We start from the raw sequence: 22,921 nt of genomic DNA on the forward strand, positions 1-22,921 counted from the left end.
TCGTCCCTCGACGCGACCTACCCTGTGGATAAGGGCTGGCTAATAGATGGCCATTTTACCGCTGATCCAATTTCCAAAAGGTTCAGCCGTGGCTTGACCCCGGCGCTAAAGAGGCTATGTTATTTGATGGCTAGTGGAATTGTCAAGGTTTCATCCCCTTAAAAGGGCGCTCTTTGCCGGGTTTTTCCACCCCCGGCTCCCCGGCGAGTCCCCCCTTCCCCCCCGATAAACCGAGCAATCCCCATCGAGGTACCCAGGCAGCCCGTTCTACGGTGATCAAAACATGGTTTACCCTTACGAAAACCGCGGCAGGGCGCCCAGAAAAGAGCAGTCAAATCAACGGTTTCCCATTGTCATTATAACACCATTGCGGGGTTGACAAATGCATACGAACATGCTTTCATATAGCGCATTTTCTATAGTTTATAAGTATTTGATTTTACGATAGTTTTTCCTGTTCCAACTGTTTTATCGGTGTCATACCTGTTTTATTACCACGAAAAAAGCAGTTCACATCATCAAAGGAGAGGCAATGGAGGCAAGGAAATTCAAGAAGGTCATGGCGGCCAACCGCGGCGAGATCGCAATCAGGATCTTCCGCGCCTGCACCGAACTGGGGATCAGCACGGTAGCGATCTACTCGGAAGAGGACAAGCTTTCGCTGCACCGCTACAAGGCCGACGAGGCCTACCAGGTCGGCAAGGGGAAGAGCCCGATCGACGCGTACCTCGGGATCGACGAGATCATCGCGCTCGCCAAGAAGGTCGAGGTAGACGCCATCCACCCCGGCTACGGCTTTTTGGCCGAGAACGCCGAGTTCGCCGAGAAGTGCGAGGCTAACGGCATCGCCTTCATCGGACCGACCGCCGAGATGCAGCGCGCGCTGGGCGACAAGGTGGCGGCCCGCAAGGTGGCCAAGGCCGCCGGCGTCCCGACCGTCCCCGGCACCGAGGAACCGATCCAGCACGAAGAGGACGCCCTGATCTTCGCCAAGAACCACGGCTATCCGATCATCATCAAGGCGGCCGCCGGCGGCGGCGGGCGCGGGATGAGGGTGGCCAACGACAAGAAGGAGCTCCTCGAAGGTCTCCAGTCGGCCTCCTCCGAGGCCAAAGCCGCCTTCGGCGACGCCTCGGTCTTCCTCGAGCGCTACCTGAAAAACCCCAAGCACATCGAGGTGCAGGTGCTGGGCGACTCCTACGGGAACCTGGTCCACTTCTACGAGCGCGACTGCTCCATCCAGCGTCGTCACCAGAAGGTGGTCGAGTTCGCCCCGTCGCTCGCACTCCACGGCGACACCCGCCGCGCCCTCTGCACCGACGCCCTGAAGATCGCCAAGCAGGTCGCCTACCGTAACGCCGGCACCGTGGAATTCCTCCTCGACGAGGAAGGGCGCTACTACTTCATCGAGATGAACCCGAGGATACAGGTCGAGCACACGGTCACCGAGATGATCACCGGCAGAAACCTCGTCCAGGCCCAGATCCTGATCGCCGAAGGGAAGCGTCTGGCCGACCCGGAGATCAACATCCCCAACCAGGGCTCCATCGAGATGCGCGGCTACGCCATCCAGTGCCGCATCACCACCGAGGACCCCGGCAACAACTTCGCCCCCGACTTCGGCGTGCTCACCACCTACCGCTCCTCGGCAGGGTGCGGCGTCCGTCTCGACGCCGGCAACGCCTTCACCGGCGCCCAGATCACCCCGCACTACGATTCGCTGCTGGTCAAGGTGAGCTCCTGGGGCCTTTCCTTCCAGGCCGCCGCCCACGTGATGAACCGCGCCCTGCAGGAGTTCCGCATCCGCGGCGTGAAGACCAACATCGGCTTCCTGGAAAACGTCATCAACCACCCGGTCTTCGAGGCCGGCGAGTGCAACACCTCCTTCATCGACCAGCACCCGGAGCTCCTCGTCATCAAGGAGAAGAAGGACCGCGCCAACAAGGTGCTGAACTTCCTGGGCGAGGTGATCGTCAACGGCTCGCCGGGGGTCGCCGTCCCGCTGAAATCCTCCCAGCTCCTGGAAGCCCAGGTCCCGGCCGGTGATTTCTCCACCAACAAGCCGAAGGGGACCAAGGACATCCTGCGCGAGCAGGGCGCCGAAGGGCTCGCCAAGTGGGTGCTGGAGCAGAAGAAGCTCCTCATCACCGATACCACCATGCGCGACGCCCACCAGTCGCTTTTGGCCACCCGGGTGAGGAGCTACGACATCCTCAAGATCGCCGACGCGACCGCGCACCTGGGGAGCGACCTCTTCTCGCTCGAGTGCTGGGGTGGCGCCACCTTCGACGTCTCCATGCGCTTTTTGAAGGAAGATCCCTGGCAGCGGCTGCACGACCTTTCCGAGGCGGTCCCCAACGTCCTCTTCCAGATGCTCCTGCGCGGCGCCAACGCGGTCGGCTACACCAACTACCCGGACAACATCGTCGAGCGTTTCGTGGCCGAGGCGGCCGCTTCCGGCGTCGACGTCTTCCGCGTCTTCGACTCCCTGAACTGGACCCGCGGCATGACCACCGCCATGGATGCCGTCCGGAAATCCGGCAAGATCTGCGAGGCCGCCATCTGCTACACCGGCGACATCTCCGATCCGACCCGCACCAAGTACCCGCTCTCCTACTACGTCTCCATGGCGAAAGAGCTGGAGAAGATGGGTGCCCACATCCTCGCCATCAAGGACATGGCGGGCCTCTTGAAGCCGTACGCCGGCTACCAGCTGGTCAAGGCCTTGAAGGAAGAGATCGGCATCCCGATCCACCTGCACACCCACGACACCTCCGGCAACGGCGGCGCGCTCCTCCTCATGGCGGCCCAGGCCGGGGTCGACATCGTCGACGCCGCGCTTTCCTCCATCTCCGGGCTCACCTCGCAGCCGAACCTGAACGGCCTGGTGGCCACCCTCAAGGGGACCGAGCGCGACCCGCTGGTCAACGAGCGCGGCCTCCAGCAGCTCGCCAACTACTGGGATTCCGTGCGCGACTACTACGCACCCTTCGAGTCGGGGCTGAAAAGCGGCACCGCCGAGGTCTACCACCACGAGATCCCGGGCGGCCAGTACTCCAACTTCAAGCCGCAGGTGGCGGGCTTGGGGCTCATCGACCGCTGGGAAGAGTGCAAGGAGATGTTCCACCAGGTGAACATGCTGTTCGGCGACCTGGTCAAGGTCACCCCCTCCTCCAAGATCGTCGGCGACATGGCGATGTTCATGGTGAAGAACAACCTCCAGCCGGAGGACCTCTTCGTCCCGGGCGCCGACTTCGCCTTCCCCGAATCGGTCGTCGGCTTCTTCAAGGGGATGATCGGGCAGCCGTACCAGGGCTTCCCGCAGGAGCTCCAGAAGATCATCCTCAAAGGCGAGCAGCCGATCACCTGCCGTCCGGGCGAGCTCCTCGAGCCGGGCGACTTCGAGAAGGAAAGGGCCGCCGCGGCCGCCAAGGTCGGCCACCCGGTCAACGACAAGGACCTGATGTCCTACATCATGTACCCGAACGTCTACGTCGAGTTCGACAAGCACCGCCAGGAGTTCTCCGACATCTCGGTGATCCCGACCCCGATCTTCTTCTACGGCCTCGAGCCGGGGCAGGAGACCTCCATCGAGATCCAGCCGGGCAAGACCCTCATCGTCAAGCTCAACGCCATCGGCGGCATCCAGGCCGACGGCACCAGGAAGGTCTACTTCGAGTTGAACGGCAACGCGAGGAGCGTCACCGTCCGCGACCAGTCGGTCCAGAGCGACACCGCCTCCCGTGAGCGGGCCGACAAGAACAACCCCAAGCAGGTCGGCGCCCCCATGCCGGGCAAGGTGCTCAAGGTCAACGTGAAGCCGGGCGACACCGTCAAGGCCGGCGACATCCTCGCCGTCACCGAGGCGATGAAGATGGAGACCAACATCAAGGCCAAGGAAGACGGTACCGTGGCCGAGGTACGCTGCAAGGAAGGGGAGAAAGTCGAGAAGGAAGACCTCCTCTTCGTGATGGCCTAGACCAACCGGGGGCGGCTCCTTGCGCGGGACCGCCCCCCTCTTTTTCACTCTCCGGGGGGAACGCCAATAATGTGACGCCCCCCGTTTTTGCGCCCCTCCACTTGCCTAAAAAACAGGCATTTCGCTAGAAAGTCCCCTCGCAGGCGATAATTTTCCCGGTTGCCCCGCCCTTTTCCACATGGTTATCCACAGCACCCGTGGATAGAAGCGCCTGCATTGGCTGACCTCTAGGACCAGGCGCCCGCTAAACTTCCGATTTTGTCCACTTTTACCCCGCGCGATGCAGCATCGACAATTTTGTGACGGTTTTTCTGACACCCCCTCCCCGCTGGTGGCAGAAAATCCACCGCTTCGGCAAGGGGTTTAATGTGGACCAGCCGGGAAGCACCCACATTAAAAGCCCGATTGAGCGGCGTTAGTGGCAGAGGGGACAGGCACCTGGCGGAGCCAGTCCCCCACCTTCGGGGGAGGGGGCGTTAGTCAATGGCAGAGGGGACTGGCACCGTAGGTGCCTGTCCCCGACCTCAATGGGGGCTTCTTACTGAGGGCACAAAAAAGGGCAGTACCCGTAGCGGGACCGCCCTTCTTCGTTTTGCTTCCGTTTCCTTCCCTTTTCTTCCGCGTTGCGCCTCCCCTTGCCGGTTCCAAGGCGGCGAGGAGGAGGGGCCGTCACCCGATGCGCCGGATCTCGTCCAAGAGCTCGTTCAGGGTGAGCCCCTGGTGGACCGGGATGCCGAAGGGGCGGTCCCCCTTGCGGTAGAGGTCGAAGCGGGGGGTCCGCCCGGCAGGGTCGTTCACCAGCCGGGAGGCGATGATCCCCACCTCGGAGAGTTGCGGCTGGGCGCAGGAGTTGGGGCAGCCGGAGATGGCCCAGCTCAGGGCCATCCCCGCCTCGGACATCGCGTCGGCGATGGCCCGGGCCACCTCGCGGGTGGGGGCGAGCCCCATCATGCACTCGTGGGTACCGGGGCAGACCCGGATGACGACCCGTTCCCGGGGGTCGGCTCCGGCGAAGCCGGCGTCGGCGAGCGCCGCGCGGGCCTCACCGGGGTCGCTGCCGGGGGCGACGTGCAGCACCACGTTCTGGTCGCCGGTGATCATGAGGACCCCGCCGCAGAAGCGGGCGGCCACTTCGGCGAGAGCGGCCAGGGAGGCGGCCGGGAGCTCGCCGGAGAAGACGTGGGCCTCCAGGCGGCCGGCCGGCTGCTCGGGGGGACGGACCAGCGCACCGGTCAGGCTCGGCACGGTGGGAAGGAGCTCGGCGGTGGCGGGATCTTCCAGCACCCGGCGGCGGAACTCCTCGACCCCGATCTCCCGGACCAGGTGCTTGAGACGCTTGCCCGGCGGGGTGTTGGCCTCGTACACCCTGAGCACCGTCTCCACGAGCGGGATCAGGGAATCCTCGGGGAGCGCCCTCGCCAGGAGGAACCCCGGAGACGGCTCGCGGCCCAGCCCGCCGGCGGCCCAGACGTCGAAACGGGAGACCCCGTCGGCATCCGGCGCCGCCACGAAGCCCAGGTCCTGGATCAGGTGGCGCCCGGTGGCGGTATCGGCCTCGACGGCGATCTTGAACTTCTTGGGGAGCTTTTCGAAGCGGGGGTTGCCGGAGAAGTACCGGTGGATCTTTCTGACCAGCGACTCCAGCCGCGGGGCTCCGGCCGCTCCCAGGCTCCCGCAGACCACCCCGCGGACGGCGCCGCCGCAGGCCCCCCGGTTGACGAGCCCCACCCGGGCGAGCTGGGCCGCCACCGCGATCAGGTCGTCCTCGGTAAGCCAGTGGAGCTCGATGCTCCCGCGGGTGGTGAGGTGCACCATGCCGCGGGCCACGCGCTTAGCCACCTCCGCCACCGTGAGCGCCTGCTCGGCGGAGATGATACCGGCGGGGAGCTTGATCCGCTGCATGAAACGGTCTTTCTGACGCTGGGGGTAGATCCCCTCCAGCCGCAGGTTCTGCCTGTCAATCTGCATGAAGACTCCTTGGTGACAAGCCGGGGGGCGACCCGGCGGATACGATGGGTGGAAAGGCCGATATTACAATTAACTCGCCCCGGTGTCATCAACTAATGAGCGCCCTTCGCCCCCCTCAAAAAGTCCTTGAGCCTCCTCCCGCTCCTGCCGATAGATAGTTAAGACCTCTTGGCCTCCTGCTTCATGAAGCACCCCCCGGGGTGACTGCGGCTGACCGATGAATAAAGAAAACGACAAACCGACCGTTTTGGTGGTGGACGACAGCAGGTCGATCCGCAGCTACGTGAAGACGCTCCTGCGCGAGGCGGGATGCCGCGTGCTCGAGGCCGCCGACGGCGCCACCTGCCTCAAGATGATCGAGAGCGATAATCCGGACGTGGTGCTGCTCGACATGGAGATGCCGGGGATGTCGGGGCTGGAGGTGGTGAAGATCGCCGCGGCGAGCCCCCACCTCTTCTCGATCATCCTCTTCACCACCTCCACCTCGCAGGAGGAGGTGGCCGCCGGGCTGAACCTCGGGGCCGACGATTACATCGCCAAGCCGATCACCGAGGTGGAGCTTTTGGCCAGGGTCCACGCGGCGGTCAGGAACGTGCAGCAAAAGCGGGCGCTTTCCCAGGCCCGCCACGAGACCGAGGCCGCCCTGGCGGAGCTGACCAGCGCCCAGCAAAAGCTCGTCGAGCAGGAAACGGTGTCCGCGGTGGCGAGGCTTGCGGCCGGTGCCGCCCATCACATCAACAACCCCCTCGGGTTCCTGATGAGCAACATCTCCGCCCTCGAGCGGTACGTGGGCTCCCTCTTGAAGCATGCCGATGCGCTCTCGGCCGAGCTCCGCCAGGCCAGCCGGCAGGGGGACGCCATCATCGCCGAATTGGAGCGCGTGCACCGCTTCCAGCAGATCCGGGACGACCTCCCCTCCCTCCTGCAGGAGACCCGGGGCGGGGGGCAGCGGATCGCGCTGATCATCCAGCAGATGGCCCAGCTGGAGCTCGGGCTGGCCGGCCACGCCACCACCGATCTCGACCTGGTCCGGCTCCTGAAACCGCTGGTGGAGATGCTGACGGTGCTCGCCCCCCCCGGCACCAAGGTGCAGTGGAGGGCCCCGGACGAGGTGGTCATGGTGCGCGGCTCCCAGGTCCAGCTGAACACCGCGCTGGTCGCGCTCTTGAAAAATGCCTGCGAGGCGCTCGGCACCGCCCCCGGGACCATCTCGGTGACCGTCGACTCCCACCCGCACAGCGCCGAGATCACCATCGTCAACGACGGGTCCGGCATCCCGGCGGAGGATCTCCCCTCCCTGTTCGAGCCCTTCTTCACCACCAAGACCCCCGAAAGCCACGTGGGGCTCGGCCTGACCATAGCTCAGCGGTTCATCGCCGCCCACGGCGGGCACCTCTCCCTGGCGAGCGGTGCAGGCGGGACCAGGGTGAAGGTGAGGCTCCCCCGGGAGGGGGCGATGGTCGTGCAGTAGCGTAGTCCTCGCGAGAAGCCATCGACACCCTCCGGCCGCTTCCCGTGAAGAGCAAGGATCGGCCCCCGGGGCGCCTGCCACCGGACCGGCCGTAGCGGAGGATATCACTTGCCCGTTCGACCAACCAAAAGCATCACGGCGAAGATCGCCGCCCCCGTCCTCCTCGTGATGGCGCTGCTGGCCCTGGTGGAGCTGGCCGGCTACCGGTTCCTGCTGGTAAACCTGGAGGGGGCGGTTGCGCCGCGCCAGGTTGCCGTCATCCTGACCGGGGCCCGCATCTTCTGCACCGTCAACCTGGCTGCGCTGGTGGGGGTGTGGCTAATGGTGGTGCGCCTTCTCCGCCGCGACGTCAGCGGGCCGCTGCGCGAGCTGGCCGGGCGGGTGCGGGCCGAGACCGGCAGGGACACCGCCTCCCCCGAGGAAGCGGCCGCGGAGGAAGGCGGCGCCGCCCCGCCGGGGGGCGCGGCCGGCGTGGGGGCCGAGGTGGAGACGCTCAGGTGCGGGATGGAGCAGCTGGTGAACGAGGCCAGGCGGAAGGAGGAGCTATGCCACCTCTACCGCACCCTCGACGAGCAGCGCAGGCTCGCGGAGGCGATCCTCGAGAGCACCACCTCCCCGCTCTTCGCCATCGACCGCGAGCACCGGATCATCGCCTGGAACCGCGCCATGACCGAGCTGTGCGGGGTATCCGCGGAAGAGATGATGGGGACCACCCGGCAGTGGGCGCCGTTTTACCCGACCAGCCGGCCGACGCTCGCCGACCTGGTGATGGACGGCGAGCTCTCCCACGCGGGAAGCTACTACGACACCTTCACCATCGACCCCGCCAAAGAGGGGATGGTGAGGGCGGAAGCCTGGTTTCACCGCTTAAACGGCGAGACCCGCTACCTCTTCTTCGACGCCGCCCCGGTGATCCGGGACGGGGAACCGATCGCGGTGGTGGAGACCCTGCACGACATCACCCCGCGGGTCCGGGCCCAGGAGTCGCTCCGCCTCTTCTCGCGGGCCGTCGACCAGAGCGCCAGCTCGATCCTCATCACCGACCGGACCGGGACCATCCAGTACGTGAACCGGAAGTTCTGCGAGGTGACCGGCTACACGGCCGGGGAGGTCCTCGGCCAGACCCCCAAGATCCTGAAGTCGGGGCGGCAGCCGCCGGAGGTCTACCGGGAACTCTGGGAAACCATCGCGGCGGGGCACGAGTGGCACGGCGAGTTCAACAACCGGCGCAAGGACGGTACCGTCTTCTGGGTCAACGCCTTCATCTCCCCGATCTGCGACCAAGGGGGCCACGTCACCCACTACCTCGGGATCACCGAGGACATCACCGCCAAGAAGCATGCCGAGCGCGAGCTGATCAAGAAGCAGGCCGAGCTGGTGCTGCAGCACGAGCAGCTCACCTCGCTGTTCAGGCAGATGGAGCATGCCAAGCTCGAGTGGGAGCAGACCATGGACTGCATCGACGACATGCTCGCCCTGGCCGACAGCCGGGGGAGGATCAGGCGCTGCAACCGGGCCTTCGCCGCCCTGGCGGGGCGCGCCTACCCGGAGGTCCTCAACCACGACTGGCGCGTCCTTTTGCGGGAGAGGGGGCTCGACCCGGAGGCGGTGGAAAGCGAAACGGGGGAGATCTACCACGAGGCGAGCCGGCGCTGGCTTTCGCTCAAGAGCTACACCTACGGAAACGGCAGCGGCGAAGTGATCACCCTGCACGACCTGACCGGCATCAAGGAGGTCTCCGACCAGCTGAACGCCGCCTACCGGGAACTCAAGGAGACCCACTCCCAGCTGCTGCAGCAGGAGAAGATGGCCTCCATCGGCCAGCTGGCGGCGGGGGTCGCCCACGAGATCAACAACCCGATCGGGTTCATCTCCAGTAACCTCACCACCATGGGGAAATACCTCGGGCGGCTGGAGAATTTCCTCGCGCTGCAGTCGGCCGGGGTGGAGGAGTACGCCCCCGCCGAGAAGAGGGAGGAGGTGGCCAAGGCGAGGCGCGAGCTGAAGATCGACCACGTCCTGACCGACGCCCACAGCCTGATCGAGGAGTCCCAGGACGGAACCGAGCGGGTCCGCACCATCGTGCAGAACCTGAAGAGCTTCTCCCGCATCGACGACTCCCAGTCAAGCTGGGTCGATCTCAACGAATGCCTGGAGAGCACCATCACCATCGCCTGGAACGAGCTCAAGTACAAGACCACCCTCAAGCGGGACTACGGGCAGCTCCCGCAGGTCAAATGCCTCCCGCAGCAGCTCAACCAGGTCTTCCTGAACATCCTGGTGAACGCGGCGCACGCCATCGAGAAGCAGGGAGACATCACCGTCACCACCCGTCACGAGGCGGACCAGGTCTCCGTCGCCATCGGGGACACCGGGTGCGGCATCCCGCCGGAGGTGGTCAACCGGATCTTCGAACCGTTTTTCACCACCAAGGAGATCGGCAAGGGGACCGGGCTCGGCCTGTCGATCAGCTACGACATCATCAAGAACCACAACGGCACCATCGAAGTGGAGAGCACCCCCGGGGTGGGGACCACCTTCACCATCAGGCTGCCGGTAGGAGGAGATACGCCATGAACAAGATCAGGATCCTCTGCGTCGACGACGAGCGCAACGTGCTCCGCGCCCTGGAAAGGATCTTCATGGACTGCGACTACGAGATCCTCACCGCCTCCTCGGGGGAGGAGGCGCTCCGGTTGCTGGCCGAAGCACCCGTGGTGCGGGTGGTCATCTCGGACTACCGGATGCCGGGGATGAACGGCGTCGAGTTCCTCAAGGAGGTCTGCGCCCAGCGCCCGGAGACCATCCGGATCGTCCTCTCCGGCTACGCCGACACCGCCGCCGTGGTCTCCGCCATCAACGAGGGGAAGATCTACAAGTTCATTCCCAAGCCGTGGAACGACGACGAGCTGAGGCTCACGGTGGACAAGGCGCTGGAGACCTTCGACATCCACCGCCACAACCAGGAGCTCGCCGAGGAACTCAGGCGCAGGGACGAGGAGCTGGCGCGGCTCAAGGGGGAGGCGGGGGGGAGAGCCCCGGCGCTGGACGACCTCCCGGTGGGGATCCTCTCCGTCGACCGGGGTGGCTCGGTGCGGGAGATCAACCGGGCGGCCGCGGCGATGCTCGGCGTGACCAGGGAGGAGGCCGCCACCTGCCGGCTCGCCACCCACTTCCCGTACCTGCTGCCGCCGGGAGAGGGGGCCGACCGCTGGCGGACCACGGTGGGCGCCAACGAGCTCCTGGTCGGGCGGAGCGAGGCGGTCCGGGACGGGGAGCCGATGGTGCTGATCGCCATGATGTGGGCCGAGGACGGCCGCGAAGGGAGTAAGAGCGCATGAGCGGCGAAATGTCCAAGGTACTGCTGGTGGACGACGAGGAAAACATCGTCCGCGCCATCACGCGGCTGCTGCTCGATGAGGAGAGCTCGCTGGAGGTGCTGAGCGCCAACTCCGGCCCCGAAGGGCTCAAGGTGCTCGAGGCGCACCCGGACGTGGCGCTCATCCTCTCCGACCAGAGGATGCCCGGGATGTCGGGGGCGGAGTTTTTGCAGAAGGCGCGGGAGATCGCACCGGAGGCGGTCCGGATGGTGCTGACCGGCTACGCCGACGTGACCGCCACCATCGACGCCATCAACAAGGGGGGCGCCTCGCGCTACCTCACCAAGCCGTGGGACGACGGACTGCTCCTCACCAGCATCCGGGAGGGGGTCCGGCAGTTCCGGCTCATCCAGGAGAACCGGGAGCTAAACGCGCTGGTGGAGAAACAGAACCGGGAGCTCGCCGAGTGGAACGCGGGGCTCAAGGGGAGGGTCCTCGAGCAGACGGCCACCATCCGGAGGCAAAACGAGGAGCTCAGGGAGAGAAACCGCCAGGTGAGCGAATCGTTCCGCCAGACCATCGTCGCCTTCTCCCGGCTGGTGGAGCTCCACTCGAGCACCCTCCAGGAACACACGAGAAACGTCACCGAGCTCTGCGAGCGGACCGCCGCGGCACTCGGGCTGGACGCCGAGGAGACCGAGACCCTGAGGAGCGCCGCCCTGCTCCACGACATCGGGGTGATCGGGATCGCCCCCAAGATCGTCCAGAAAAGGCTCTCCAACATGACCGGCGAGGAGCAGGAGATCTTCCTCCAGCACGCGGTACGGGGACAGACGGCCATCGACGCGGTGGCGGAGCTCAGGAAGGCGGGGGGATTCATCAGGCACCACCACGAGCGTTACGACGGCGCCGGGGTCCCGGACCGGCTGGCCGGCGGCGACATCCCGCTCGGCGCACGCATCATCGCCTTCGCCGACTTCATCGACCGCGAGCTCGACGGGCAGCGGGGAGAGGCGCCGGTGGCCCGGGTGCTGGCCAAGGCGGCCGACGCCCTGGGAAGGGAGCTCGACCCCGAGCTCTACCCGGTCATGGAGCCGCACGTCCGCGCCCTCTACCTCGCCACCGCGGCGGCGGCCTCCTCCCCCGCCGAGGAGATGGAGGTGCGCCCCCGCCAGCTCATCGAGGGGATGGTGCTCACCCGCACCGTCTACAGCGGCTCGGGCCTGCTCCTCGTCAGCGAGGGGACCGTGCTCGACGCCGGCAGCATCGCCGTCATCCAGCGCCACTACAAGGTCGATCCCCCGGCCGGCGGGATCCACGTCGGGCTCCGCCTCGCCTCCGACGGGCGCGAGGAGAAGGGCGTCGGGACCGGCGAGCGGGAACTCCCCCCGGAAAGGCTCCGCGAGGGGATGCGGATCTCCCGCAGCCTCTACAGCGGCACCGGCCTGCTCCTCCTCACCGCGGGAACCGTCCTCGACAGCGGGAGCATCGAGGCCGTAAAGAGGTACTTCCGGATCGATCCCCCCTCCGGCGGGGTCTACATCACACCGCCGCAGGAGTGAATCCTGGGGAAAACTCCCCATCGTCCCCATGCCGGCCGGGAGCTGATGCGCCCGGGGCCGGCAGCTAATCTGGAGGCAGCACGATGAACATAGAGAGCACCATCCTGATCGTCGACGACGAGCCGCACGTCATCTCGGCCCTTGGCCGCGAGTTGGCAGAGGAACCGTACCAGCTGCAGGGTTCGGGAGGGGGAGCCGAGGCGCTCCGCATGATGGAGCACCGCCGCTTCAAGGTGGTGATCTCGGACGAGATGATGCCGGGGATGGAGGGGGCGGAGTTCCTCTCCCGGGTGAAGAAGCTCTACCCGGAGACGGTGAGGATCATGCTGACCGGACACGCGAGCCTGCAGTCGGCCATGAGGGCGGTGAACAGCGGGGAGATCTACCGCTTCTTCACCAAGCCGTGGAACGAGGCGGAGCTGAAGATGTCCCTGAGGAGCGCAGTGGAGAAATACGACCTCGAGGAGGAGAACCGCCGCCTGCTGAAGACCGTGCGCCGGCAATCTCAGGAGCTCAGGTACCTGGAAAGGTCCTACCCCGGGATCTCGACCATCAGGAGGGACGCCGATAACGCCATCCACCTCGACCTCGACCTGGAGCTCTCGGACGAGGAGCTCGCCGAGGTCGTCGACCGCTGCAACCGCTACTGAGGCCGCTCCCCTACCCCCAGCGCCAGAGCGAGATCACCAGGGTGATCAGGAAGACGATGGTGAGGTTCATGTAGGCCATGAAGAAGAAGACCCGCTCGTGCAGCGGCGCCTTGGCGGCCCCCTGGCGGACGAGGGTCCCCACCGCGGGGAGCGCCAGCACCTTTTCGGCCCCGTGGGGTGCCCCTTTGAGCGCCTCGGTCAGGTCCTGGCCGGCCTGGTGCCTCCCCATGTGCAGCCCCCCCTTCCAAAGCCGGCTCGCGGTCGCCTCGTAGACCTTCCCCTCGAAAGCCAAATAGGCGGGATGCCCCTCCTTGCCGTCGAAAAAGGCGAGCTCCTCGGCGCTCAGCTCTCCCCCGGAGGGAAGCGGCGCCCCCCCCTTCTTCTTCCCCTTCAGCCGGGGCCCGATCACCAGCACCACCACCAGGGCCGAGACCACCATCACCAGGTAGAGGATGATCTTGGTGAGGAGCAGGAGCCCGAAACGGCTCTCGAGCATCATGGCCGGGTGGCCAAGGCGGAACTTGGTCAGGATGACGCCGGTCACCCCCATCACCGCCATGGACAAGAGGCCGACCCGGACCTCCCCCTTGGGGAGCCCCCCGGCGGCATAGGCGGGTTTGAGCACCAGGTGCACGTAGAGGATGGTCCCGAACCAGAGGAAGGCGGTCAACAGGTGAAGGTAGCCGACCACCAGGTGGAGGGCGCGCAGAGCCGGTGAAGGGGCGCTGAAGCCTCCCGTCTGCGGGGAAGCGGGGACGCCGGGAGCGGCCGACGGGCCCGGGGCGGCCGGCAGCCGCTTGGTGACCGAGAACTCCTTGCCGGCCGCGGTCAGCTCGCCGCCGCCGGCGGGATCGAGGTGGCAGAAGGAACAGTTCTTTCCCGTCTGCCTGGCGTAGACCTCGGTGGCGCCGGAGAGAGCCGGATACAGGGAAAGGGCGAGCAGGACCAGTAAGAGAGAGAATATTTTCATAACGGGGAGTTTATATCTTTACTTCCCGCCAAAGTCAATGATCCCGCGGATCCGCGGCCGACGGCCCTCGACGGGCGCCCTGGCCGCCCAAGCACTCATGAGAGATTGAAAATCGGTACGCCAGCCGGTACAATTGGCTCTTCTACAGAGTGCTGCGAGCTCCCACGCCCCGGCGCCTTTCTGTGGTCACTCCCCGATGAAAGGAAGAGCCCATGCCGGAAAATCTGCACCAGACGGTTTACCGCAAGGAGTACGCCCCGCCCGACTACCTGATCGAGAGCGTGGACCTTACCTTCGACCTTGACCCCGACGAGACCCGGGTGGTCTCCCGCCTGGCGGTCCGCCGCAACTACCCCGACAGCGAGGGATCGCTCCCGCTGGTCCTGGACGGCGAGGAGCTCACCCTCCTCTCGCTCAAGCTGGACGGCCAGGAGCTTCCTCCCGACCGCTTCCTGGTGGACAGCCGCCACCTCACCATCCCCTCGGTCCCGGCCGCCTTCACCCTCGAGATCGCCACCCGGATCAATCCGGCCGCCAATACCTCCCTCTCCGGGCTCTACATCTCCGGCCCCATGCTCTGTACCCAGTGCGAGGCGGAAGGGTTCCGCAGGATCACCTACTTCATCGACCGCCCCGACGTGATGGCGGTCTACACGGTGACCCTCAAGGGAGACCGCACCACCCTCCCGGTCCTTCTGGCCAACGGCAACCGGGTGGCCCAGGGGGCGCTTCCCGACGGGCGCCACTACGCCACCTGGCGCGACCCCTTCAAGAAACCGAGCTACCTCTTCGCGGTGGTGGCCGGCGACCTCGAGCACATCTCCGACCGCTACACGACCATGAGCGGGCGGGAGGTCAACCTGGAGATCTACGTCGAGAAGAAGAACCTCGGGATGTGCCACCACGCGCTCCGCTCGCTTGGCGAGGCGATGCGCTGGGACGAGGAGACCTTCGGGAGGGAGTACGACCTGGACACCTACATGGTGGTGGCGGTCGACGCCTTCAACATGGGGGCCATGGAGAACAAGGGGCTCAACATCTTCAACTCCAAGTACGTGCTGGCGAGCCCCGAGACCGCCACCGACGACGATTACCAGGCCATCGAGGAGGTGATCGGCCACGAGTACTTCCACAACTGGACCGGCAACCGGATCACCTGCCGCGACTGGTTCCAGCTCTCCCTCAAGGAGGGGCTGACCATCTTCCGCGACCAGGAGTTCTCGGCCGACATGCAGTCCCGCCCGGTCAAGCGGATCGCCGACGTGAAGCTCCTGAGGTCCTCGCAGTTCCCCGAGGACGCGGGCCCCCTGGCCCACCCGGTACGCCCCGACTCCTACGTGGAGATCAACAACTTCTACAGCATGACCGTCTACCACAAGGGGGGCGAGGTGATCCGGATGCTGCAGACCATCCTCGGCAGGGAAGGATTCCGGGCCGGGATGGACCTCTACTTCCAGCGCCACGACGGGCAGGCGGTGCGGGTGGACGAGTTCGTGCAGGCGATGGCCGACGCCAACCGCCGCGACTTCTCCCAGTTCATGCGCTGGTACGGCCAGGCCGGCACCCCCGTTATCGAGGTCAGCGACGCCTACCTCGAGGAGAGCGGGGTGTACAAGCTGACGGTGAGCCAGAGCTGCCCGGCGACCCCGGGACAGCCGGAGAAGGAGCCCTTCCACCTCCCGCTCGCCATGGGGCTTCTGGACAGAAGCGGCCGCGAGCTCCCGCTCCAGCTGGAAGGGGAACCGGCCCCGGCGGGGACCTCGCGGGTGCTGGAGATCACCGAGGCGACCCAGACCTTCCGCTTCACCGGCCTCACCTCGCGGCCGGTACCGTCGCTGCTGCGAAACTTCTCGGCCCCGGTGAAGCTCTACTACCCGTACAGCGACGGCGACCTGATGCTGCTGATGACCCACGACAGCGATCCCTTCGTCAGATGGGAGGCGGGGCAGGTCCAGGCGGTCAAGCTGATCATGGGACTGATCGGGGATTACCAGGAGGGAAGGGAGCTGAAACTCGGGGAGGGGCTCATCGACTCCTTCCGGGCACTCTTGGGGGACGACCGCCAGGATCGCGCCTTCCTGGCCGAGATGCTGACCCTTCCCAGCGAGAGCTACCTGGCCGAGCAGATGGAGGTGATCGACCCGCCCGCCATCCACGCCGCCCGTGAATTCGTGCGTGCCGAGGTGGGAAGGAGGCTGCGGGGGGAACTGGTGGCGGTGCGGGACGCCTGCGCCCCCAAAGGCCCCTACGCCCCGGACGACGGACTGGCCGGCTGCCGAAAGCTCAAGAACCTCTGCCTCGCCTACCTGATGGCGCCGGGAGACCGGGAGGCGATAGGCCTGGCCATGGCCCAGTTCGGCGGGGCGGACAACATGACGGACACCCTCGGGGCGCTGGGGCCTCTGGCCGGCTGCGACTGTCCCGAGCGGGGGGAATCGCTGGATTCCTTCTACCTTAAATGGCGGGAGGACCGCGGGGTGATCGACAAGTGGTTCATGCTGCAGGCGACCTCCCGGCTGGAAGGTACCCTCTCCCGGGTGATGGAGCTCCTCGAGCATCCCGATTTCGACATCACCAATCCGAACCGGGTCCGCTCGCTGGTGGGAGCCTTCAGCCAGGCGAACCAGGTCCGCTTCCACGAGGCGGGAGGCGCCGGCTACCGTTTCCTCGCCGACCAGGTGCTGAGGCTCAACAGCATCAACCCGCAGATCGCCGCCCGCATGGTGACCCCGTTCAGCCGCTGGCGCCGCTTCGACACCGGACGGCAGGAACAGATGAAAAAGGAGCTGAACCGGATCCTGGCGGCACCCGATCTGGCCCGGGACGTCTACGAGGTGGCGGCCAAGAGCCTCGCCTGACGAAACAGTGCGGTCGAAAAAACAAACGGCGGCCCCCAGGGCCGCCGTTTCAATTACATGCCGTATCAAAGCGATCATCACAAAGAACATTACAGACGGCGAATTGCATTACATGACGACATCTCTCTCACGAGATGAGCTAAAGCCTATGAAAAGCCGTCTGGAACCGCTTACTGCTCGGTGCAAACTTCGGACGAGATGGAAAGGGTGGCAGCCCCTTCCTTGTTGTCCTGGTACTCCAGGAAGCAGGAGAACTGATAAGCGACCACGGCGATGGTGACGACGGCGAAAGCGATAACGAACGTAAGCATCTCTTTTTCCTCCAGTGCGTGTTAAGGTTGCCCTCAAAATCGTGCGTCTAATGAGACATATTGCCCGTTTTGTGCCAGAATCGGTGCCGCAGTTACTTTTTTAGCGACAATTGGGCGGGCAAAACTGACGGTTTAATGAAGTATAGAGGAAGTTTCGACACAGGATTCACCCGCTCGAGGTGGAATCCCTCTATTTACCTGGATTTCCCGTGCGCCCTGCTGGTGCCACGTATCCAGCCCGTCACTCGAAAAATTAAGGCAACCGGGCGGATAATAAGAGATTCCCTTAGAAACTAGGCATGAGCCGCATTAAACCAGTGCGCCGTTCCGGTAGTGGCGGTTCCGTTAAATCACCGGCGGGAACGGTCGCCACCGGCGCGAAGCCATCCCCACAGCCCGCGTGCAGCAGGGGAAGTAAAAGGACGATGCAAACGTCATCCACCCGTGAAGCGGCTTTCAGCGGGCCTTTACCGATCTCCCACCGGGCCGCCAGCACACCCCTGGCCCCCCGTTTCCGCCCCATTTCGGGAAACAACGACCCCGTTCCGTTAAAACACCGCACACCCCCTCGCCCCCAATATACCCTCGCCCCTTTAGGGGGGAGGATGGCCGAAGGCCGGGTGAGGGAGAGGTTGATTCCCCCGTCATTTTTTCCTTCGAAATACGCCCTAATCCTGCTACCTTGTGCACCCAAATGACGAAAGGGGGCGCCCCTTCCGGTTCGCCCCCCGTATCACCTTCGCTAGCCAATAAAAGATCCCCGCAAAGGAGGGCGCAGTTGACAACCACGACCCCCGCACCGGCAACCACTCCCCCCCGGAACAAGATCCGCTGGCCCGCGCTTTTCGCGCTCCTGTCGCTCGGCGGGCTCTATGCCGCCCTCCCGCCGAGCCTGCTGATCGGTGGCTCCCGGTGGCTGCCGCTGGTGGTAATCTGCGTGTTGCTGGTTCCCATCGTGGTCAGCTACCTCAGGGGAGCCCATACCGTGAACCAGTTCTTCGGTTACGTGCTGAACGGCGTAGTGACCCTGGCCATGATCGCCTCGCTGGTGCTCCTCATCAAGGCGCTCCCCCTGCATACAGAAAAGCCCGAAGAGCTCCTCAGGTCAGCGGCGGCACTGTGGCTCTCCAACATCCTCGTCTTCGCCTCCTGGTACTGGAGGCTCGATGCCGGCGGTCCGCACAAACGCGCCCAGCGCGGGGATCACTCCCACGGCGCCTTCCTTTTCCCCCAGATGACCATGCCGACCGAAAAGCGTCACGCCGCCGGGCTGCACGAGTGGACGCCAAACTTCGTAGACTACCTGTTTCTGGCCTTCAACACCTCGACCGCCTTTTCCCCGACCGACGTCCCGGTCCTCTCGCGGTGGGCAAAGGTGCTGATGATGACCCAATCCCTCATCTCCCTGCTGGTCATCGCCCTCCTCGCCGCCCGCGCCGTCAACATCCTGTAGCCTTTGCCGGCTCTCCTCCCTATTTACGGATGACGCCCGCAGGCCGCTCCCTATTACTCTCGCACCGTTACGGGTGTGAGAGTGGGTGGCCGAAGGCCGCTCCCAGTATACCCTCGCCCCCATTGGGGGAGAGGGTGGCCGAATGCCGGGTGAGGGTGCCTTTAGCGGTCCGGCCGGTGGGCAGAGGGCAGCCCACCCTACCGCTATCCGTTCCTCTAAAATTCTTTATCCGCGTACATCCGCAAAATCCGCGTCATCCGCGTTCTATGGTTCTAGCCGTTACTTTACCTCCGCCGTCCCCGACAGCCCCAGGATGATCTTCCACTCCTCCTCCCGCACCGGCTGGACCGACAATCTTCCCCTGCTCAACAGCACCATCCCATTGAGCTCCGCCACCCCCTTGAGTTCCGCCAGGGTAACCGGCCTCGCAAGCTCCCGCACGAAGCGCACATCCACCATGAACCAGAGCGGCTTTTCAGGATTGCTCTTGGGATCGAAGTACTTACTCTGCGGATCGAACGCCGTGAAGTCCGGGTACCCTTCCTTCACCACCTCCACGATCCCGACGATGGCCGGTTCGGCGATATTGGAGTGGTAGAAGAACCCGAGATCCCCCACCTTCATCTCGTGGCGCATGAAGTTTCTCGCCTGGAAGTTCCGCACCCCGTCCCAATGCTCGGTGGCGTCAGGCCGCCCCTTGAGATCCTCCAACGAGAAAGCCGACGGCTCCGTCTTGAAGAGCCAATAGTTACGCATGGACATCGTTCCTCCTTCGGTAGTCATACCCTCGCCCCCCGGGAGAGGGTGGCCGAAGGCCGGGTGAGGGTAGATGCCCCCCTAACCCCTGCCCCTTGTATAGTCATCCCCTCTCCACCCGGGAGATGGTGGCCGGAGGCCAGGTGAGGGCAGATTTTAAAACCTCCCTCACCCCTGCCCCTCTCCCGGAGGGAGGGGGAATGTGGTTTTGGGGTCAGGGTGAGGATGGGGTCCTTTTCCTCTTCTCCGCCAGCCTTTTAATCAGCGCCGAAGCCTCCAGCGTATTCAGCACATCCTTCTTCTCCAGCCACCCCCGCTGGGCAACCGAAATCCCGTAGGAGAGGGTATCGAACTGGTTCTTCACGTGGGTATCGCTGTTGATGGCAATCGCCACCCCAAGCTCCTTCGCCCGCCGCACGTACCGGTCGGCGAGATCCAGCCTCAAAGGGTACGAATTGATCTCCAGCGCGGTCCCCGTCTCGGCCGCCACCTTCAACAGCTCCTCCATGTCCACCTGGTACGCCTCCCGCTCCCCCAGGATCCTGCCGGTGGGGTGGGCGATAATCGAGACGTAGGGGTTTCGCATGGCGGCGGTGATGCGGGCAGTCATCTTGTCCTTGGGAAGCCCGAAGGCGGAGTGTACCGAGGCGACCACCAGGTCGAGCTCTTTGAGGACCCCGTCCGGAAAGTCCAGCGAGCCGTCCGGGAGGATATCCATCTCGGTCCCTTGCAGCACCCGGAAGCCCGCCAGTTCCTCGTTCACCGCCCGGACCTCCCGGGACTGGTCGGCCAGCCGTTCCAACGTGAGCCCGCGGGCTATCCCCAGCGTCTGCGAGTGGTCGGTTACCGCGAAGTAGCTAAGCCCCGCCTCCCGGGCGGCCTCCGCCAACTCCCTGATCGTGTGGCCGCCGTCGCTCCACTTGGAGTGGACGTGAAGATCCCCCTTGAGATCCTCCAAGGTGACCAGTCGCGGGAGCGTCCCGGCCAGCGCCGCCTCGATCTCCCCCTGGTCCTCGCGCAACACCGGCGGGATGACGGGGATCTTTAGGATCCGGTAGACGTCCTCCTCGCTCTCCCCCCCCAGCCGCACGTTGTCGCTCTCCCGGAAGACACCGTACTCGTTGATCTTCAGGCCGCGCTTGACCGCCATCTCCCTCAAGTGGACGTTATGCGGCTTGCTCCCGGTCAGGTGTCCAAGCAGCGCGCCGAAAGACTCGGGCTCCACGATCCGGAGGTCCACCTGCACCCCGTCCCGGATCACCACGCTGGCCCGCGTCCCCCCTTTCATCAACACCTCGCGAACCTGGGGAAGGTCCACGAAAGCGTCCATGGCTTTGAGAGGTTCCGGGGAGGTCGCCACCAGGTCGATATCCTTCACAGTGTCCCGGCGACGTCGGATACTGCCGGCGATCTCCAGGCGCCCGAAAGGTGCCCTTTCCCTCAAGGCGGCCACCAGGTCCTGGGCGGCCGGCAGCATCTTCCCCAGCGGCTGGCGTTCACGCCCGCGGCGGACCGAGTCGATCCCTTTCAGGATATTCTCCTCGCTCTTCGGGCCGATACCACGGATTCCCGCCAGCCGGTGCTCGCGGGCGGCCTCCTCCAATTCCTCGAGGCTGGTGATCCCCAGGGTGTCGTAGATATGCCGGGCGGTTTTGGGTCCGAGGTCGGGAACGGCGAGCAGCGAGAAAACCCCGGCGGGGATACTCTCCTTCAGCCGCTCGTACGCGGCGATGGAGCCGACGGAGAGGTATTCCTCGATGAGGGAGGCCAGGTCCTTTCCCACCCCGGGGATCTCCAGGATCTCCTTGTGCGACATCTCGGCCAGGTCGCGGTTCAGCCCCTCCAGGTTCAGGGAAGCCTTTCGGTAGGCCCTCACCTTGAAGGGATTCCCCTCCTGTACCTCCATGATGTTGGCGATGTCGGCAAAGATGCGGGCGATCTCCCTGTTCTTCATGTCACCTCTCCGAAGTGGAGGTCATTTTCCGGCCAAATCACCCCACAACGCCTTCAGCCGCTGGTCCCTGCCGCAGGCGAAACGGTAGTAGTGATAGCGGATCGGGTTCTTCTTGTAGTAGTGCTGGTGGTACTCCTCGGCGGGGTAGAAGGGCCCCGCCGGCACGATCTCGGTGACGATCTCCCCTTTGAACGGCTTGCCCCGTTCGAGATCCTGCTTGGACTTCAGGGCCAGGCGGTGCTGCTCTTCGTTGTGGTAGAAGATCGCGCTCCGGTACTGGTGTCCGTGATCGCAGAACTCCGCGTCCTTCGTCGTGGGATCGATGTTGTGCCAGTAGCGGGTCAAAAGCTGCTGGTAGCTGATCTTCGTCGGATCGTAGAGCACCTCGACCGACTCCGCGTGGCCGGTGCCCCCTGCCGAGACCTCCTCGTAGGTGGGATTCTTCGTGCTCCCCCCGGTGTAGCCGGAGGTAACCGACACCACGCCGGGAAGCTCGTCAAAAGGATGTTCCATGCACCAGAAGCAGCCACCGGCAAAGGTGGCCTTTTGAAGCTGCCCCCCCGTTTTAGCCGCGGTGGCGCCGAAAGCGGTTCCCGCGACCGAAAGAGCAAAAACGCAAACGGCCAAAAGTGGCCACCAAGCTCGTCTCATACCCCACTCCTCCCTGTCCCGTCATTCCCCGCCGCCAGCATGAGCCCGCATGAGCCAGCATGAGCCAGCATGAGCCCGCATGAGCCCGCATGAGCCCGCATGAGCCCGCGTGGCCAAAGGCCCTTCATTATACCCTCGCCCCCATTGGGGGAGAGGGTGGCCGAAGGCCGGGTGAGGGAAGCCTTTAAAACCTCCCTCCCCCCTGCCCCTCTCTCCTAAAGGGGCGGGGGGATATGGGAGATATCTACCTACTTGGTCGCCACGAACTGAAGCGCCGCCGAATTCATGCAGTAGCGCAGTCCAGTCGGTTTCGGCCCATCATCGAAGACATGCCCCAGGTGACCGCCGCAGCGCCGGCACATCACCTCCGTCCTGGTGGTGAAGAAGCTCCGGTCCACCGCCGTCTTGATGTTCTCCTTCGCGATCGGGGCGGTGAAGCTCGGCCATCCGGTCCCGGACTCGAACTTATCCTCGGAGCGGAAGAGATCGAGGCCGCACCCGGCGCAGCGGTAGATGCCGTGCTCGTGGTTGTTCGCGTACTTGTTGGTGAAGGGGCGCTCGGTCCCCTTCTCCCTCAGCACGTGATACTGCTCAGCTGTAAGGCTTTTTTTCCATTCTTCCTTGGTTTTGACGACCTCCTGGCTCATTACGTACCCCTTTTTCTCGGCCGAATACACCCTGATCCCGGAGGCTTCCGCCGCCGACGGGACCGGCGAGGCCCCTTCGCCAAAGATAAGGGCGCGGACCGCAAGACCCGACGCCACTGCCAGCAACAACACCACCACTACCGAAATCGTCCTCTTCATGACTAACTCCCCCACCGGTGTTCCTTTAGCCTCTCCCTCAAGACGTTACCCGTGCCTAAAAGCCTTGGCCTTTCCCCCAAAGCCTTTCCTGATTAGCGCCAATCTTCCGCTGGAAGACAAGCGCGACATATTACGTCGTAGGTGGTTCATATAATCACGGCACATTCCATCCGAGGAGGCTGCCGTGAAGAATCGTTTCCAGTTCCAGTCAG

15 protein-coding genes are annotated in these 22,921 nt (G+C 64.8%); 8 read left to right on the forward strand and 7 right to left on the reverse strand.

Features of this window, described 5'->3' with window-relative positions:
* Positions 1–532 precede the first annotated feature (532 nt).
* The gene (locus ACYVL5_RS18890) at positions 533–3,979 is read left to right on the forward strand and encodes a pyruvate carboxylase (protein WP_460597128.1); all 3,447 of its coding nucleotides are present in this window, start codon (positions 533–535) and stop codon (positions 3,977–3,979) included.
* A gap of 669 nt (positions 3,980–4,648) precedes the next feature.
* Here ACYVL5_RS18890 and ACYVL5_RS18895 read toward each other — a convergent pair.
* Positions 4,649–5,947 carry a nitrite/sulfite reductase gene (locus ACYVL5_RS18895; RefSeq protein ID WP_460597129.1) on the reverse strand — a complete coding sequence of 433 codons (1,299 nt, stop codon included), beginning with the start codon at positions 5,945–5,947 and terminating at the stop codon, positions 4,649–4,651.
* Between the two features lie 217 nt (positions 5,948–6,164).
* On the opposite strand from ACYVL5_RS18895, the gene ACYVL5_RS18900 reads away from it, so the two are divergent.
* The 5 genes from ACYVL5_RS18900 to ACYVL5_RS18920 all read left to right on the forward strand — a co-directional run bounded on the left by ACYVL5_RS18900 (position 6,165) and on the right by ACYVL5_RS18920 (position 12,950).
* Positions 6,165–7,418, forward strand: coding sequence for a sensor histidine kinase (locus ACYVL5_RS18900; RefSeq protein WP_460597130.1), 1,254 nt, complete (start codon positions 6,165–6,167; stop codon positions 7,416–7,418).
* Positions 7,419–7,526: 108 nt separating this feature from the next.
* Positions 7,527–9,995 (forward strand): PAS domain S-box protein, encoded by a 2,469-nt coding sequence (locus ACYVL5_RS18905; RefSeq protein ID WP_460597131.1) that lies wholly within the window; start codon positions 7,527–7,529, stop codon positions 9,993–9,995.
* A complete protein-coding gene (locus tag ACYVL5_RS18910) occupies positions 9,992–10,759 on the forward strand; it encodes an ATP-binding response regulator (RefSeq protein ID WP_460597132.1) in 768 nt (255 codons plus the stop codon). The genes ACYVL5_RS18905 and ACYVL5_RS18910 overlap by 4 nt, the downstream gene beginning before the upstream one ends.
* A gap of 8 nt (positions 10,760–10,767) precedes the next feature.
* Positions 10,768–12,300 carry an HD domain-containing phosphohydrolase gene (locus ACYVL5_RS18915; protein ID WP_460597133.1) on the forward strand — a complete coding sequence of 511 codons (1,533 nt, stop codon included), beginning with the start codon at positions 10,768–10,770 and terminating at the stop codon, positions 12,298–12,300.
* An 83-nt stretch (positions 12,301–12,383) separates the two neighbouring features.
* Positions 12,384–12,950, forward strand: coding sequence for a response regulator (locus tag ACYVL5_RS18920; RefSeq protein ID WP_460597134.1), 567 nt, complete (start codon positions 12,384–12,386; stop codon positions 12,948–12,950).
* Between the two features lie 10 nt (positions 12,951–12,960).
* On the opposite strand, the gene ACYVL5_RS18925 is transcribed toward ACYVL5_RS18920, so the two are convergent.
* Positions 12,961–13,920, reverse strand: coding sequence for a cytochrome b5 domain-containing protein (locus tag ACYVL5_RS18925; RefSeq protein WP_460597135.1), 960 nt, complete (start codon positions 13,918–13,920; stop codon positions 12,961–12,963).
* Between the two features lie 212 nt (positions 13,921–14,132).
* Between ACYVL5_RS18925 and pepN the strand changes: the two genes are divergently transcribed.
* Positions 14,133–16,778 (forward strand): M1 family metallopeptidase, encoded by a 2,646-nt coding sequence (pepN, locus tag ACYVL5_RS18930; protein ID WP_460597136.1) that lies wholly within the window; start codon positions 14,133–14,135, stop codon positions 16,776–16,778.
* A 170-nt stretch (positions 16,779–16,948) separates the two neighbouring features.
* On the opposite strand, the gene ACYVL5_RS18935 is transcribed toward pepN, so the two are convergent.
* Positions 16,949–17,089 carry a hypothetical protein gene (locus tag ACYVL5_RS18935; RefSeq protein ID WP_460597137.1) on the reverse strand — a complete coding sequence of 47 codons (141 nt, stop codon included), beginning with the start codon at positions 17,087–17,089 and terminating at the stop codon, positions 16,949–16,951.
* 778 nt (positions 17,090–17,867) lie between these two features.
* On the opposite strand from ACYVL5_RS18935, the gene ACYVL5_RS18940 reads away from it, so the two are divergent.
* A complete protein-coding gene (locus ACYVL5_RS18940; protein WP_460597138.1) occupies positions 17,868–18,542 on the forward strand; it encodes a hypothetical protein in 675 nt (224 codons plus the stop codon).
* Positions 18,543–18,821: 279 nt separating this feature from the next.
* Here ACYVL5_RS18940 and ACYVL5_RS18945 read toward each other — a convergent pair whose 3' ends face one another.
* The 4 genes from ACYVL5_RS18945 to msrB form a co-directional block, all read right to left on the reverse strand.
* Positions 18,822–19,298 carry an EVE domain-containing protein gene (locus ACYVL5_RS18945; protein ID WP_460597143.1) on the reverse strand — a complete coding sequence of 159 codons (477 nt, stop codon included), beginning with the start codon at positions 19,296–19,298 and terminating at the stop codon, positions 18,822–18,824.
* A 214-nt stretch (positions 19,299–19,512) separates the two neighbouring features.
* Positions 19,513–21,252: a DNA polymerase/3'-5' exonuclease PolX gene (polX, locus tag ACYVL5_RS18950; RefSeq protein WP_460597139.1), complete on the reverse strand. Its 1,740-nt coding sequence runs from the start codon at positions 21,250–21,252 to the stop codon at positions 19,513–19,515.
* A gap of 21 nt (positions 21,253–21,273) precedes the next feature.
* Positions 21,274–21,903, reverse strand: a complete 630-nt coding sequence (gene msrA / locus ACYVL5_RS18955; RefSeq protein ID WP_460597140.1) for a peptide-methionine (S)-S-oxide reductase — start codon at positions 21,901–21,903, stop codon at positions 21,274–21,276.
* A 248-nt stretch (positions 21,904–22,151) separates the two neighbouring features.
* Complete coding sequence (gene msrB, locus ACYVL5_RS18960) at positions 22,152–22,709, reverse strand: peptide-methionine (R)-S-oxide reductase (protein WP_460597141.1); 558 nt, start codon at positions 22,707–22,709, stop codon at positions 22,152–22,154.
* Positions 22,710–22,921 lie beyond the last annotated feature (212 nt).

The organism is Geomonas sp. Red276 (assembly GCF_054784495.1).

Coding starts and splice junctions, on each gene's coding strand:
- ACYVL5_RS18920 (WP_460597134.1), top strand. CDS start 12,384: ATGAACATAGAGAGCACCATCCTGATCGTCGACGACGAGCCGCACGTC.
- polX (WP_460597139.1), bottom strand. CDS start 21,252: ATGAAGAACAGGGAGATCGCCCGCATCTTTGCCGACATCGCCAACATC.
- ACYVL5_RS18935 (WP_460597137.1), bottom strand. CDS start 17,089: ATGCTTACGTTCGTTATCGCTTTCGCCGTCGTCACCATCGCCGTGGTC.
- ACYVL5_RS18915 (WP_460597133.1), top strand. CDS start 10,768: ATGTCCAAGGTACTGCTGGTGGACGACGAGGAAAACATCGTCCGCGCC.
- msrA (WP_460597140.1), bottom strand. CDS start 21,903: ATGAGACGAGCTTGGTGGCCACTTTTGGCCGTTTGCGTTTTTGCTCTT.
- msrB (WP_460597141.1), bottom strand. CDS start 22,709: ATGAAGAGGACGATTTCGGTAGTGGTGGTGTTGTTGCTGGCAGTGGCG.
- ACYVL5_RS18895 (WP_460597129.1), bottom strand. CDS start 5,947: ATGCAGATTGACAGGCAGAACCTGCGGCTGGAGGGGATCTACCCCCAG.
- ACYVL5_RS18910 (WP_460597132.1), top strand. CDS start 9,992: ATGAACAAGATCAGGATCCTCTGCGTCGACGACGAGCGCAACGTGCTC.
- ACYVL5_RS18900 (WP_460597130.1), top strand. CDS start 6,165: ATGAATAAAGAAAACGACAAACCGACCGTTTTGGTGGTGGACGACAGC.
- ACYVL5_RS18890 (WP_460597128.1), top strand. CDS start 533: ATGGAGGCAAGGAAATTCAAGAAGGTCATGGCGGCCAACCGCGGCGAG.
- ACYVL5_RS18925 (WP_460597135.1), bottom strand. CDS start 13,920: ATGAAAATATTCTCTCTCTTACTGGTCCTGCTCGCCCTTTCCCTGTAT.
- ACYVL5_RS18945 (WP_460597143.1), bottom strand. CDS start 19,298: ATGCGTAACTATTGGCTCTTCAAGACGGAGCCGTCGGCTTTCTCGTTG.
- pepN (WP_460597136.1), top strand. CDS start 14,133: ATGCCGGAAAATCTGCACCAGACGGTTTACCGCAAGGAGTACGCCCCG.